The 14,513-nt window shown below is 68.6% G+C and carries 10 protein-coding genes and 2 pseudogenes; 8 read left to right on the top strand and 4 right to left on the bottom strand.

Annotated features, from left to right (window positions below):
- Positions 1-71: 71 nt before the first annotated feature.
- The 3 genes from B9S58_RS25825 to B9S58_RS25815 are packed head-to-tail and all read right to left on the bottom strand — an operon-like array spanning position 72 to position 4,863.
- Entirely contained in the window at positions 72-1,811 is a 1,740-nt protein-coding gene (locus B9S58_RS25825; protein ID WP_103534437.1) for an ABC transporter ATP-binding protein, read from the bottom strand.
- A complete protein-coding gene (locus B9S58_RS25820; RefSeq protein WP_103534436.1) occupies positions 1,808-3,664 on the bottom strand; it encodes an ABC transporter ATP-binding protein in 1,857 nt (618 codons plus the stop codon). Before B9S58_RS25820 ends, B9S58_RS25825 begins: the two co-directional genes overlap by 4 nt.
- Positions 3,661-4,863 (bottom strand): MFS transporter, encoded by a 1,203-nt coding sequence (locus tag B9S58_RS25815; RefSeq protein WP_219818914.1) that lies wholly within the window; start codon positions 4,861-4,863, stop codon positions 3,661-3,663. Before B9S58_RS25815 ends, B9S58_RS25820 begins: the two co-directional genes overlap by 4 nt.
- A 218-nt stretch (positions 4,864-5,081) precedes the next feature.
- Here B9S58_RS25815 and B9S58_RS25810 point away from each other — a divergent pair, with 218 nt between their 5' ends.
- A complete protein-coding gene (locus B9S58_RS25810) occupies positions 5,082-5,774 on the top strand; it encodes a TetR/AcrR family transcriptional regulator (protein WP_103534434.1) in 693 nt (230 codons plus the stop codon).
- A gap of 1,056 nt (positions 5,775-6,830) precedes the next feature.
- A pseudogene (locus tag B9S58_RS37325) lies at positions 6,831-7,013 on the top strand (cytochrome P450); the annotation flags it as partial.
- Between the two features lie 33 nt (positions 7,014-7,046).
- On the opposite strand, the pseudogene B9S58_RS25805 reads toward B9S58_RS37325, so the two are convergent.
- Positions 7,047-7,780 (bottom strand): annotated as a pseudogene (locus B9S58_RS25805) (SpoIIE family protein phosphatase); the annotation flags it as partial.
- A gap of 37 nt (positions 7,781-7,817) precedes the next feature.
- Between B9S58_RS25805 and B9S58_RS25800 the strand changes: the two are divergent.
- The 6 genes from B9S58_RS25800 to rbsD all read left to right on the top strand — a co-directional run bounded on the left by B9S58_RS25800 (position 7,818) and on the right by rbsD (position 14,354).
- Positions 7,818-7,976 (top strand): acyl-CoA dehydrogenase C-terminal domain-containing protein, encoded by a 159-nt coding sequence (locus B9S58_RS25800; RefSeq protein WP_258045024.1) that lies wholly within the window; start codon positions 7,818-7,820, stop codon positions 7,974-7,976.
- Between the two features lie 445 nt (positions 7,977-8,421).
- A complete protein-coding gene (locus B9S58_RS25795) occupies positions 8,422-9,438 on the top strand; it encodes a LacI family DNA-binding transcriptional regulator (RefSeq protein WP_103534433.1) in 1,017 nt (338 codons plus the stop codon).
- The gene (locus B9S58_RS25790) at positions 9,435-11,039 is read left to right on the top strand and encodes a sugar ABC transporter ATP-binding protein (protein ID WP_103534432.1); all 1,605 of its coding nucleotides are present in this window, start codon (positions 9,435-9,437) and stop codon (positions 11,037-11,039) included. The genes B9S58_RS25795 and B9S58_RS25790 overlap by 4 nt, the downstream gene beginning before the upstream one ends.
- Positions 11,029-12,987 carry a substrate-binding domain-containing protein gene (locus tag B9S58_RS25785; protein ID WP_103534431.1) on the top strand — a complete coding sequence of 653 codons (1,959 nt, stop codon included), beginning with the start codon at positions 11,029-11,031 and terminating at the stop codon, positions 12,985-12,987. The genes B9S58_RS25790 and B9S58_RS25785 overlap by 11 nt, the downstream gene beginning before the upstream one ends.
- 57 nt (positions 12,988-13,044) lie before the next feature.
- Positions 13,045-13,968, top strand: a complete 924-nt coding sequence (locus tag B9S58_RS25780; RefSeq protein ID WP_103534430.1) for a ribokinase — start codon at positions 13,045-13,047, stop codon at positions 13,966-13,968.
- Complete coding sequence (rbsD, locus tag B9S58_RS25775; RefSeq protein WP_103534429.1) at positions 13,965-14,354, top strand: D-ribose pyranase; 390 nt, start codon at positions 13,965-13,967, stop codon at positions 14,352-14,354. Before B9S58_RS25780 ends, rbsD begins: the two co-directional genes overlap by 4 nt.
- The last annotated feature ends 159 nt before the right edge of the window (positions 14,355-14,513 follow it).

Genomic DNA, 14,513 nt, shown 5'->3' with positions numbered 1-14,513 from the left:
GCGTCACCACCGACTACCGGCCAGAGCCGCTCGTTTGACAGATGCGCCACCGGTGCCACGAACGCCGGCGCCTATGGTGCGGCGCTGATCCGCCAGTGACGGTCGGCGAGCTGGGCGTTCCACATCTCGGCGTAGCGGCCATTCCGTGCGAGCAGGTCCAGATGAGTACCGCGCTCCACGACTCGTCCTTCGTTGAGAAGCAGGATCTGATCGGCGGCCGCGATGGTCGACAGACGATGAGCGATCACGACGACCGTCTTGTCGCGAACCAGCCGGTCGATGGCGCGTTGGACAGCGACCTCGCTCTCGGTATCGAGCGCGGACGTCGGCTCGTCGAGGATCACGATCGGCGCGTCCTTGAGAATCGCCCGCGCGATCGAGATCCGCTGACGCTCACCGCCGGACAGTGATCCGCCGCTCTCGCCGACCTTGGTGTCGTATCCGTTCGGCAGCGCTGAGATGAAGTCATGACAGTTGGCCGCCATGGCCGCGTCGATGATCTCTTGCTCGGTGGCATCGGCCTTCGCCAGGCGGATGTTGGCCCGTATCGAATCATCGAAGAGATACACATCCTGGAACACGACCGAGAACCGCGCCATCAGGGCTTCTTGGGAGAGCGTCCTGATGTCGGTCCCGCCGACCGTTACGCGCCCGCTCTGCGGATCGGCGAAGCGGGTCAGAAGTCGAGTGATCGTCGTCTTGCCGCTACCGGAACTCCCGACCAAAGCGGTCAGACTCCGGGGTGGCGCCACCAGCGACACATCCGTCAGAGCCTGCTCGCCGGCACGGTCGTAGGCGAAGGTCACTCCTTCGAAGGTGATCTCCGACGACGTCGGAGGCCCGCCGCCGGCGAGGACGGGGAGTGGTTCGAGGCTCGACAGCGCCTGGATGCGGTCAACGGCCGCCTGCATGAAGTCGAACATCTGCGACATGCTGGCGAACTGTGCCAGGGGTTCACTGAACCGGATGCTGGCGACGATGATGCCCAGCGCCACGGGCACCGCGGCGGGTTCATCGAAGGCGAGTAGTACGGAGAACGCCGTGATGCCGAGGATTCCGATCTGGACGATGGCCGACATCGCGATCGACGGCATGGTTCCGAGCCTTGTGCTGTGCATCTGCGCTTCTCGAAGGCGTGTCAGGGAGCGCTGCAGTCGCTTCGACTGTGCGCCCACCTGACGGGTCGCCCGCAGCACGGCCACCCCCTGGGCGTACTCGATCAGCTGAGAGGACGTGTCGGCGTACGCGGCGGCCGAGACTCGATTCTCGTGGGCCGCGCGGTTCCTCATGAGTCGGTAGAGGGGAATGGCAAGAGGGAAGAGCACCGCCATGCACAATGCGAGCCGCCAATCGAAGCAGAGCAGGACGATGGCTGCTGCGAAGGGCGCCACGATGCTGTTGATGACGATGCCGAAAAGCCCTCCGGCGACCGACACGACGTCGTTGACGTTGCCTGTGAGCACGTTGTTGAGGTCGCCGGTGTCTCGTCGTAGCAACTGCTGCAGGGGTATCCGTTTCAGCTGTTCTCCGAGGCGCGTGCGCGTCTCGTCGGCGACCTCCATGTGGATGCGCCACTCTATGCGGCTGCCGGAGAATCGCAGGCCCGCGTCGACCAGCACCAGCGCGGCGATCATGCTCAACCATCCCCAGGCGTCGCCCGAGCCACTCACCATGGCAAAGAACAGGGGAATCAGAAGGCCGTAGGCCAGGCCCTGGGCCATTGACGAGAGAACGGACATCACAAGCGCTTGCTTCATCAGCGGTGCCCGCGTGCCGCAGGCATCGATCAGGCTCTGAAGGGTGGTGATCACCGGTAGACCTCCGTGTGCTCGACCTCGGCCGGGTCGGAGGGGCTCGACCGAAGCCCCCACTCCTGGGCATCTGTGAAGTGCGCCCACAATCGGGCGTAGCCTCCGCAGTCGGCGACCAACTGGTCATGGGTTCCCTGCTCGCTGACGCGGCCCTGGTCGAGCACGAAGATCTGATCGGCATCGCGCACCGTGGACAGGCGGTGCGCGATGAGGATCACGGTCTTGTTGACGGCCAACTCGGCCAGCGCCCGGTGGATCCTGGCCTCATTGTCGGGGTCGGCGAAGGCTGTGGCCTCGTCGAGGACGATGATCGGATGGTCCTGGAGGATGGCTCGCGCTATCGTGACGCGCTGTCGCTGCCCGCCCGAGAGGGTTGTGCCGCGTTCCCCGACGACACTGTCGTAGCCGTTGGGAAGGTGGTTCACGATGAAGTCGTGTATATGGGCCGCTCTGGCAGCAGCTTCGACGTCGGCGTCGGTGGCATCAGGCCGCCCGAGGCGGATGTTGGCGCGAATCGTGTCGTTGAGCAGGAACGGCGATTGGAACACGTACCCGACCGTGCTCATGAGCTGGTCTGCGGTCATGTCACGTACATCGACACCGCCGACGAGAACACTGCCCGAAGTGACGTCCCAGAACCGCGGGATCAGTTGCGCCACCGTGCTCTTCCCCGCGCCCGACGGGCCGACCAGGGCTGTCACTGTGCCTTCGGGCAGTCTGAAGCTGACGTCGGACAGCGCCTCGTCGTTTCGTCCGTCGTAGCGGAACGTGACATTGCGGAACTCGACAGAGCCGTCGCGCGGGGCGCTGCCGGCTTCCACCTCGGGGATCGGCTTCACCCGGCGGAACAGGCCGATCCGCTTGACCGCGGCGTCGGCGCTGATCAGGTGGTGCTGCAGCCAGATGATGGGCTCGATGGACGCGTTGACCGTCGGCCCCAGCAGGAGGAAGGCCACCAGAACCGGCAGCTCGAGGGAGCCGCTCTGGTGCATCGGCAACCCGAAGAGCAGCACGACGAGCACCGAGGGCAGGGCCGCGAACAAGGTCCGCGCGACGAAGGCACCCGTCTGGGTCTTGCTGGTCCACTCCCGCAACGCGTCGGTCGACTCGTCGAGGGCGCTTCTGTAGCGATCGAACGATCCCGAGCCATCATCGAACGCTCGGACGACGCTCATGCCTTGGACGTACTCGTTGATGACGACGCTGATGCGTTCGTTGGCGGCATCGACTCTCTCGCGGGCCTCCCCGTAGTCTCGGAAGGCGAAGAGCAAGCCGATCAGGGCGATCGGGAACACCGACAGCGCAGCGAACGTCATGCGCCAATCGATGGCCAGCATCACGACAGTGCCGAGAACAGGGGCGGCGAACGTCTTCGCGAACAGCGGAGTGCTGTCGGCCACAAAGCCGTGGAGTGCGCGAACATCATCGAAGATGACCTTCTTCAGGGCACCGGATCCGGCGCTGACCACGTATCCGAGGGGGACCTTGGCCAGATGGGAAGCCATCTCTGTACGGAGGATCTGCTCCAGCCGGAACGCGCCCAGATGAGAGATGCGGAACGACAGCACTCGGCAGACGAATGCCAGGGCGACGAGCGTCACGCTGATGCCGAACAAGGTCCAGATCCGGCTCGTCGACCGAGAACCCGACATGAGTTCGTAGGTGATCGGCACGAACAGCACCGTCGCTGCGAGCCAGGCCACCAGGCTCACGAAGGAGACCGCCATGCCGGTATAGATCTCGCGGTTGACCGGTGAGGTGATGCGCCACAGAGTGAGGTCGGCCGCGCCGGTCTGAGCGTCGTTCACCCGTTCGGTCTTCTCGAACCGTCGCAGTGTCTCGCTGTCGTTCATAGCGCCTGTCTCATGTCTTCGGGGTGGGATCGGAATCCTCTGCGAAACCTCGGGTGGGTGAACGTGAACAGCGCAACCGCCGCCATGATCACCGCGCCCACAAGGGCCGGCAGGGAAGGAGCCATGCCGTACAGCACCGTGCCGACGATGGGGGCGACGACGAAGGTGAGCCCGTTGGTGGCGCTGACCAGACCGGCCAGCGCGCCCTGCTCGTCGCGCCTCACCAGCAGGGTCGGACCTGCCGTGTACCCGGGCGTCGCAATCCCGAGCCCGATCCCGATGAGGACGTTCGCGGCGACAAGCGGTGCCAGTCCGAGATCGGGGGTCAGCAGGATGAACCCGAACACGGCGGTGGTGCTCCCGGCACACAGCAGCCTCGGTGGCGTCCAGTTCACGCGCGGGACGATGATCGCTTGAGCGAGGATGAGGCCGATGCCGGCGGCAAGGAGCGTGCCGCCGGTGACGACGCCGGTCAGTGCTGATTCCAGGTCAAGTCGGTCTTGTATGAGGAATCCCATGATGACCTGGATGAAGCCCAGTGAGGTGTACATTCCGAATCCGGCGACCAGGAAGGGCCACACTCGGGAGTCGAGTGGGCTCACGTGTGCCGGGGAGGGGATGAGCTCGTGTCGTGACTCGGGGCGCAGCCGTGTGGCGAGCAGAAACAGCGCGGCTGCCATGAGCACGGGAATCGCGATCAGCGGCACGATCAACCCGAACGTCGAGAGCGCGCCGCCGACGAGTGCACCGCCGACCATTGCCATGGCCTGCACTGATCCGACACCGGCCATCCCTTTGACGCGGGCCTTCTCGTCGGTTGTGATGTCGGCGATGTACGCCTGGGCGGTCGGCGGCACCGCGGCGATCGCGCCGCCGAAGACAACTCCGCGCAGCAGCAGAAAGGCGACGAAGAGCGCGGTTCCGGCGATCGCTCCCGTCATGCCGAGCCAGGCCACGATCGCGAACCCGATCATCGCGGCGGTGGCGATCGCGAATGCGGTGACGAGTACCGGCTTGCGCCCGAGCGACTGTGAGCGTCGGCCCCAGAACTGGCTGGTGAGTACCACGGCCAGTGCCGCTGTGCTGACGGTCGCCCCGACCTGCCATTCGGCGAGTCCGACCTCGCGCGACAGCGGAGCGATGATCGGACTGAGACTCATGTGGCCGAGGAAGACCAGGAAGATCGCGCCGAGCAGCAAGGGTACCTGCGGTTCCCTCTGAGCCGCTTCGGGTGCGGCGGTCGGCCCCGGTGGGTGATGTGCGGTCATGGTGTCCCTTACGCGGGCAGTGGATGAGCGGGCGGCCATGTTAACGCTGTAATAATGGGCCAGAAGCAAAGTAAGGCATGCCTAACTTCGCCGTCAAGGGGTGTCGATGTCGGTGAGAATGGGTGACGAAGGATTGAGGAGGCTCACACATGACAGAGACCTCGACGAGCCCGTTCCATGTGGGCATGACGCCGGAGCGCGTCATCGATGGTGCCGTTCAACTCACACGCGAGGCTCACCTGTGGGGGTGGTCCATCCGTGATCTGGCGCGTCATCTCGATGTCACACCGCCGGTCGTGTACCACCACGTAGGAGGTAAGGATCTTCTTGCTCGCCGTGTCACCGAGCGCACCACAGGAGGGCTGGCGGTGCCGCCCTCGGAGTTGGCATGGCAGGAGTGGTTCCGCGTTCTGCTGGGGGACATCTACCCACGCGTGACTTCGTGTCCAGGTACCGCGAAATGGCTGCTCATGCACGGCCCGGCGTTTCCGGCCGTGCTTCCGATACTCCAGGCCGGGATTGCGAAGTTGGTCGGGGCGGGTTTCGCCGAGAACGCGAGCTTCGCCTATGCGGCCATGTTGAACAACGCACTCATGACCGTCTCAACGGGCGACGACAGGCTGATGCACGAGGACGATGGTCCACGCGATCACCACGCGCTGATGGCGGAGTTCGAGCGCGCCGGTGCTCAGATCCCCGACATCGCCCCAATGCTCGACCAGTTCATGCAGCCGTTTCTTGACGGGGGTGCGGCCGCACGGCTCGAGCGCCGACGCTACTACGACTACATCGTCGAGAGCACGATCGCGGGGGTGGCAGCACTTCAGTGCGGCGGTCAGTGAGCGCTTCTCAGTCTCGCTGTTTCGGTTGGGGCGATGAGGCGTTGCTGAGGGGAACCGTCGGGTGGCTGACGCGTTTTCGGTGTTCGAGCATGGAGGGATCCCGGCGCGGTGGCCGGGTTCTTCAAGGTCTCTCGGGGCGTGAGTGGATGAGGGGCTGCCGGTCAGCCGCCAAGTCGGGGCAGGGCGGCGAAGCGGTGGAAGGCTGTGGCCGGGTCGTTCCTCCAGGGCCAGGTCGCTGGTATCCGCATGCGCAGACGTCTACCGCCGTGGGTGAGGCGGGCGGCGGCGTGCAGCAGCCGTAGCGGAGTTTCTTCGGCTCGGCAGTGGCGAGTTCGCCGTCGAGCAGCAGGACACGGGTCCAGGCCGGCAGGTCGATTGCCGCGAGGCTGATTTCGAGCCGGACAGTGTCGATGTCGAAGTCGCGGGAGGGGAATCGGGCCAAGCCGGTGGTCGTGCCGCATCGGATGTGGTCCTCGACGGTGGCATGCTCGCGGTGGCGGACCTCCAGGCGCTGCTGGGCCGATACATCCCCGGAGTATGTCGGTGAGGAACGCCTGATGTGGACCGACAGAGCCCCTCAGCACGGTTCATCGTTCCAGGTCAGGAACGCACTTTCGCGTTTCCTCCCCAAGGTCGGCCGTATCCAAGTGAAACGGCGAGACTAGATCCGCGCTGGGCCACGCCCCTGCCGGGCGACCGCCTATGCTACCGGCCTGCTCGCCTCTGGTGACACCCACAGGGGTCACCAGAGGCGATCTCCTGGGAACTGATCTTGTCCGAACTGGGAACGATCACTTCCGGCGGGGCTCATCAGCTCAGGCCAGGACATTGTGTCGTTTGGCCACCAGGGTCAACCGACCGAATAAAGCCGGTCAAAGCGACACTTTGTCGCTTTGACCGGCTTTGTTGTTGTGGTGGACGCGATCTGGCCCTCTGCGGGTTCGCGGAGGGCAGCCACGAGATCGTGCACAGGGCGCTCACCGGCAGCGGGGGCGGCGTCCTTAAGGCGACCCGGTTCACCGGCTACGTGCGGACCGTCGCCGGTCACCCACGAATTGGCGGCGGGTCACCGACCGGCCCGTGACCCTGTCCGATGTGGATGTGCCCAAGGGGGCTTCGCTGCTGCTGATGGCGGCGTCCACGGGCTCGGACACCGAGATCTTCGAGAACCCGGAGCAGCTCTGTCCGCACCGGGCAAACGTGCGCGACCACCTTTCCTTCGGGGTGGGCCGCCATCGCTGCTCCGGGGCCGATCCGGCGGACTGGTCCAGATCAGTCGGGGGCGGAAGCAGAGGTGGTGACGTCCTGTTCGGCCCAGACCAGTTTGCCGGTGGGCGTCCGGCAGGAACCCCAGCGTCGGCACAGCATGTTGATGAGCTGCAGGCCCCGGCCGCCTTCGTCGCTGAGGGTCGGGGGCTGAATATGCGGGAGGTCCGCTCCCGTATCGGTGACTTCGACCGTCACCGGTCGTGTCGCAGCAGCCGCAGCTGACCGGGGCCGCCTCCGTAACGCAGAGCGTTGCCGACCAGCTCGCTGACGACGAGCTCGGTGGTGTCGGCCAGCCCGGCCAGGTTCCACCGGTCGAGCTGCTCCCTGACCAGCCGGCGGGCGGCGGAAGCGGCGGTGGCGTCGGTCGGCAGCTCCCAGACGACGACGTCGCCCCCGCTGGAAGCGGAACGGCTGGTGGCCATCAGCATGACGGCTTCGTCGAAGCGGGTGCCGGATCCCGCCCCGGACGTCACCAGAGTGCCCAGGTGAGCGGGGTCCATCCGCGACACGGTCTCGCGCAGCCGCTCCAGCTGGGTGTCCACATCATCCGTGCGGGTCTTGAACAATCCGTCGGTGTAGAGCACGAGCCGGCTTCCGACGGGCTCCGACAGACGGACCGAGGTGTACGGAATGACGCCGGCCCCGAGCGGAGCGCCCGGCGGCACGTCGACGTGCGTGGCGCACCCCGCGGCGTCCACCAGCAGCGGTGGCGGATGACCCGCGCTCGCCAGGGCGTATCTGCTCCAGCGGCAGGCGGAAGTGGCACTGCGGAAGTTGCCTGCCGCCTCGGCCAAGGACCGGCCCTTCTGCCAGGGCAAGGTCGCCGCGGCGAAGTTCTTCGCCCGTATCGTCCTGCCGCTGGTCCCTCCGCGGCGGTTGATCGTGGAGGGAGCCGACCTCTCCTTGATGGAGCTCCCGGAGGCGGCGTTCTGAGAGGCCGTTCGGTACCTCGGGGCACTGCCCGGGTGCGCGTGGACAGTCCGGCGATCGGCACGCTGAGCACCCGGAGGCGGCCGCCCAGGTGGACGCTCGGTGCGTCGTCGACCCGGGCGAGACGGCTCGGCGGAACGCACTCCGGCCCGCGGACCTCCGCTGTCACGTGCCACCACCCCTGGTCGGCCTTCCGCCGCATCGCGTCGGCCGTGGTTGCCCGGCCGGATCAGGGCAGGGGCTGAACGAGGGTTTCCGGCAGCCGCCACCCCCTCCCGTCACGATCCGGTCTCGGAGGCGGGAGGGGGTCTTGCTTTCGGTCGTGGAATCGATTCCAATCATCCGTGTAATCGATTCCACGGTCGTCGTGCCACCGGTCTGTCACCGGTCCGTCACGGTCGGCCCCCGGTTTCGAGGCGTACGGAAACCACAAGGAGGTGGTCCGGACATGGCGGGCATCAAGGATGTCGCGGCCGAGGCGGGCGTGTCCGTCGCGACGGTCTCGCGCGTGCTGAACAGCCATCCGTCCGTGAGTGAAGAGGCGCGTACCCGCGTCCTCGCCGCCGTCGAGGCCCTCGGCTACCGGCCCAACGCGGTGGCCCGCTCGCTGCGCACGGCCCAGACCCGCACCCTCGGCCTGGTCATCAGCGATGTGCTGAACCCGTACTTCACCGAGCTGGCCCGCTTCGTCGAGGAGGAGGCCCGCGCGCTCGGCTACAGCGTCATCATCGGCAACGCCGACGAGCGGCCCGAGCTCCAGGACCACCACATCCGCACGCTCATCGACCGCAGGATCGACGGGCTCCTGGTGTCGCCCGCCGACGGTGGTTCCCCGGTGCTGCGGGACGTCGCCCTGAGCGGTACGCCGATGGTCTTCGTGGACCGCTGGATCCCCGGCATCGACGTCCCCGTGGTCCGTGCCGACGGTACGGGCGCGGTCAAGGACCTCGTCGCGCATCTGCACGGACTCGGTCACCGAAGGCTCGCCATCATCGCCGGGCCCGCCGCCACCACCACCGGCAACGAGCGCGTCGAGGCCTTCCGGGACGCACTGCGGGAGCTCGGGCTCGCCCTGCCCGACGCCTATATCGGGCAGGGCGACTTCCAGGCGGCCAGCGGCCGCAGGGCCACCGAGAGTTTCCTGGCCCTGCCCGAGCCGCCCGAGGTCGTGTTCGCCGCCGACAACCTGATGGCGCTCGGCGCACTGGACGCGATCCGTGCCCGGGGGCTGCGGGTCCCCGACGACATCGCGCTCGCAGCCTTCGACGACATCCCGTGGTTCGTCCACACCGATCCGCCGATCACCGCCATCGCCCAGCCGACCGCCGAGCTGGCGCGGGCCGCCGTGCGCGCGCTGGCCGACAGCATCGAAGGGCGGACCCCGCAGTCCGTCACCCTGCCCGCCCGCCTCGTCGCACGCCGCTCGTGCGGTGGGGCCGCATCGAACCAGAGGAGCGACCGGTGACCGCACCGGACAAGCAACTGGCGACCGCACCGGACGAGTTGCTCCGCATCGAAGGTCTGCGCAAGACCTTCCCCGGCGTGGTGGCGCTCGACAACGTCGACTTCGACCTCCGCAGAGGCGAGGTCCATGTCCTGCTCGGCGAGAACGGCGCGGGCAAGAGCACCCTCATCAAGATGCTCTCCGGCGCCTACCGCCCCGACCGCGGCCGCATCCTGGCCGAGGGCCGCGAGGTCCGCATCGATGGTGCGCAGGACGCCGAACGGCTCGGCATCGCCACCATCTACCAGGAGTTCAACCTCGTACCCGACCTCACCGTCGCCGAGAACATCTTCCTGGGCCGCCAGCCACGACGCTTCGGGCTCATCGACCACCGTCGGATGCGCCAGGACGCGGAGAAGCTGCTGCGCCGGGTCGGCGTCAACGTACGCCCCGAGGCCAAGGTCCGTGAACTGGGTATCGCCCGGCTCCAGATGGTGGAGATCGCCAAGGCGCTCAGCCTGGAGGCCCGCGTCCTGATCATGGACGAGCCGACCGCCGTACTCACCTCCGAGGAGGTCGACAAGCTCTTCGCGATCGTCCGCCAGCTCCGTGAGGACGGCGTCGGGATCGTCTTCATCACCCACCACCTGGAGGAGATCGCCGCACTCGGCGACCGCGTCACCGTCCTCCGCGACGGCCGCAGCGTCGACCAGGTGCCGGCGTCGACCCCCGAGGACGAACTCGTCCAGCTCATGGTCGGCCGCAGTATCGAGCAGCAGTACCCGCGCGAACGCCCGGACACCGGCGACGCGTTGCTGTCGGTGCGCGGACTCACCCGCAACGGCGTCTTCCACGACATCAGCTTCGACGTGCACGCCGGCGAGGTCGTCGGCCTCGCGGGCCTCGTCGGCGCCGGGCGTACGGAGGTGGCGCGCGCGGTCTTCGGCGCCGACCCCTACGACGCCGGTACCGTCGACGTACGCGGTGAGCGCCTCGCCCGGCACGACGTCCCCGCCGCGATGGGCGCCGGGATCGGACTCGTACCGGAGGACCGCAAGGGCCAGGGCCTGGTCCTGGACGCCTCCGTGCAGGAGAACCTGGGCCTGGTCACCCTGAGGTCCGCGACCCGCTCCGGGCTCGTGGACCTCAAGGGACAGCGCACGGCCGCCGCCCGTATCGCGCAGCAGCTCGGCGTCCGCATGTCCGGCCTCGGCCAGCATGTCCGCACGCTCTCCGGCGGCAACCAGCAGAAGGTCGTCATCGGCAAGTGGCTGCTGGCCGACACCCGGGTGCTCATCCTCGACGAACCCACCCGGGGCATCGACGTCGGCGCCAAGGTCGAGATCTACCAGCTCATCAACGAGCTGACCGCCTCCGGGCACGCCGTCCTGATGATCTCCAGCGATCTGCCGGAGGTCCTCGGCATGAGCGACCGGGTGCTCGTCATGGCCCAGGGCCGGATCGCCGGGGAGCTCCCCGCCGACGAGGCCACCCAGGACGCGGTGATGGCCCTCGCGGTCGGCACCCCGGCCACCACCCGGGGCCCCGCCCCCACCGACGTACCCACACCCACCGGACACCCCGCACCGATGAAGGAAGAGGAGGGCCCCCGTGGCCACTGAGACAGCCAGGAGTGACGCGGGAACGGGCGGCGGAGTCTCCGTGATACGCCGCGTCCTGCTCGACAACGGCGCGCTGAGCGCCCTGGTCGTCCTGGTGGTGGTGATGTCGCTGCTCTCCGGCGACTTCCTGACCACCCAGAACCTGCTGAACGTCGGCGTCCAGGCCGCCGTCACCGCCATCCTCGCGTTCGGCGTCACCTTCGTCATCGTCTCGGCGGGCATCGACCTGTCCGTCGGTTCGGTGGCGGCCCTGTCCGCGACGGTCCTCGCCTGGTCGGCGACCTCCGCCGGGGTGCCGGTCGTCCTCGCGGTCGTGCTCGCGATCGCCACGGGCATCGCCTGCGGCTTCGTGAACGGCGCCCTCGTCTCGTACGGCAGACTCCCGCCGTTCATCGCGACGCTGGCGATGCTCTCGATCGCCCGCGGCCTCTCCCTCGTCATCTCGCAGGGCAGCCCGATCGCGTTCCCCGAGTCGGTCTCGCGGCTCGGCGACACGCTCGGCGGCTGGCTCCCCGTACCGGTCCTCGTGATGATCGCGATGGGCCTGATCACCGCGATCGTCCTCGGGCGCACCTTCATCGGCCGCTCGATGTACGCGATCGGCGGCAACGAGGAAGCGGCCCGGCTCTCCGGCCTCCGCGTCAAGCGCCAGAAGATCGTCATCTACGCGCTGTCCGGCCTCTTCGCCGCCGTCGCGGGCATCGTCCTGGCCTCGCGCCTCGTCTCCGCCCAGCCGCAGGCCGCCCAGGGGTACGAACTCGACGCCATCGCCGCCGTCGTCATCGGCGGGGCGAGCCTGGCCGGCGGCGTGGGCAAGGCCTCCGGCACCCTGATCGGCGCGCTCATCCTCGCGGTCCTCCGCAACGGCCTCAACCTCCTCTCCGTGTCGGCGTTCTGGCAGCAGGTCGTCATCGGCGTCGTCATCGCACTCGCCGTCCTGCTCGACACGCTGCGCCGCAAGGCCGGTTCGGGAGCGGCCTCGTCGGCGGGATCCGCACCCGGCGCACCGGGGGCCGGCCGCAAGGGAGCGCTCAAGCTCGCAGGTGCGGCGCTCTGTGTCGCCCTCGTCGTCGGCGCGGTCTCCTTCTTCAACCCCGGCTCGTCCGGCGGCACGACAAGGGTCGGCATGTCGCTCTCCACGCTCAACAACCCCTTCTTCGTGCAGATGAAGGAAGGCGCACAGGCGGAGGCCGAGAAGGCGGGCATCGACCTCACCGTCACCGACGCCCAGAACGACGCCTCCCAGCAGGCCAACCAGCTCCAGAACTTCACCAGTTCGGGCGTCTCCTCGATCATCGTCAACCCGGTGGACTCGGACGCCGTCGGACCGGGCGTCCGCAGCGCCAACAAGGCGGACATCCCCGTGATCGCCGCCGACCGGGGCGTCAACAAGGCGGACACCGCCACGCTCGTCGCCTCGGACAACGTGGCGGGCGGCAAGCTCGCCGCCGACGCGCTGGCCGACAAACTCGGCGGCAAGGGCAGCATCGTCATCCTCCAGGGCACGGCGGGCACCTCCGCCAGCCGTGAGCGCGGGGCCGGTTTCGCCGAGGGACTCAAGGCGTACCCCGGCATCAAGGTGGTCGCCAAGCAGCCCGCGGACTTCGACCGCACCAAGGGCCTGGACGTCATGACCAACCTCGTCCAGTCGCACCCCGGCATCACCGGCGTCTTCGCCGAGAACGACGAGATGGCACTCGGCGCGGTCAAGGCGCTCGGCAGCAAGGCCGGAAAGTCGGTCTCGGTCGTCGGTTTCGACGGGACCCCGGACGGTCTGAAGGCGGTCGAGGCCGGCACGCTGCACGCTTCGGTGGCCCAGCAGCCCGCCGAACTGGGGAAGATCGCGGTGCGGAACGCCGTGAAGGCCGCGAAGGACGAGAAGGTCGAGAGCACGGTGAAGGTGCCGGTCAAGGTGGTCACCCGGGAGAACGTCGCCGACTTCTCCTGAACCCGGACCGTGAACCGCCCCGTTGATCCCGGACCGACGAAAGCAGGAAGCACGCCCATGCACGACAACGCCCCCGACGACCGGTACGACCTGCTGGTCGTCGGGTCGGCCAACGCCGACCTGGTGATCGGCGTCGAGCGTCGCCCCGCGCCCGGCGAGACGGTCCTCGGCTCCGACCTGGCCGTCCACCCCGGCGGCAAGGGTGCCAACCAGTCGCTGGCCGCCGCCCGCCTCGGCGCCAGGACGGCCCTGCTCGCCCGGGTCGGCGACGACGACCACGGACGCCTGCTGCTGGAGACCCAGCGTGCGGCGGGCGTGGACACGGACGGCGTCCTGGTGGGCGGAGCCCCCACGGGCGTCGCGCTGATCACCGTCGACCCCTCGGGCGACAACAGCATCGTGGTCTCGCCGGGGGCCAACGGACGCCTCACCCCCGAGGACGTCCGGGCGGCGGCCCCGCTGCTGGCCGCCGCCCGGGTCATCTCCGTACAGCTGGAGATCCCCCTGGACACGGTGGCCGAGACGGTACGCGGCCGGGGGCCGGACACCCGCCTCGTCCTCAACCCGTCCCCGCCCGCCCCGCTCCCCGACGAGGTGCTCGCCGCCTGCGATCCGCTGGTGGTCAACGAGCACGAGGCGCGGTACATCCTCGGCGACGGCGCGGGGAAGACCCCGCACGACTGGGTTCCGGCGCTGCTCGCGCTCGGCCCCCGCTCGGTCGTGGTCACCCTGGGCGCCGCCGGGGCCTTGGTGGCCGACAGCCGCACGGACTCCCTGGACCATCTGGTCAGCCCGAAGGTCGAAGCCCTCGACACGACCGGCGCCGGGGACGCGTTCACGGCGGCCCTGGCCTGGCGGCTGGGCCGTGGCGACGATCTGCGGGAGGCGGCGGCCTTCGCGGCCCGGGTGGGCGCGGCCGCGGTCACGGCGCGGGGGGCGCAGGAGTCGTTCCCGACGCTGGAGGAGGTCGACGCGCTGTGAAGAAGTCAGGCATCCTCAACCGCCATCTGGCGGGCGCGATCGCCGAACTCGGCCACGGCGACGGCGTCCTGATCTGCGACGCCGGCATGCCGATCCCACCCGGCCCCCGCGTCGTCGACCTGGCCTTCCGCGCCGGAACCCCGTCGTTCGCCGAGGTGCTGGACGGCCTCCTCGACGAGCTGGTCGTGGAGGGGGCGACGGCCGCCGAGGAGATCCGCGAGGCCAACCCGGAGGCCGCGGTGCTCCTGGACGGTCACTTCCCCGGGCTGGAACTGGTCCCGCACGACGACCTGAAGGCGCTCACGCCCGCCGCCCGCCTGATCGTACGGACGGGGGAGGCCCGGCCGTACGCGAACGTACTGCTGAGGTGCGGGGCCTTCTTCTGACCGGGCGCCCTCCTTCCGGACCCATCCGACGTCGGTACGAGGACGGGCCGCACCCCACGCGGGGGAGCGGTCCGTCCGCTGCCGTTCGTCCCCCGCTCAGCCGGTCACGGTGTACTCGTGCGGTTCGTCGCTGCCGCCACCGGACAACTTCGCCACGTA

Origin of the sequence: Streptomyces sp. SM11, assembly GCF_002910905.1 — a bacterium.
Classification (GTDB): Bacteria; Actinomycetota; Actinomycetes; order Streptomycetales; family Streptomycetaceae; genus Streptomyces.
Note: the sequence above shows the minus strand (reverse complement) of the source record. Positions and strands in the feature narration are given on the sequence as shown.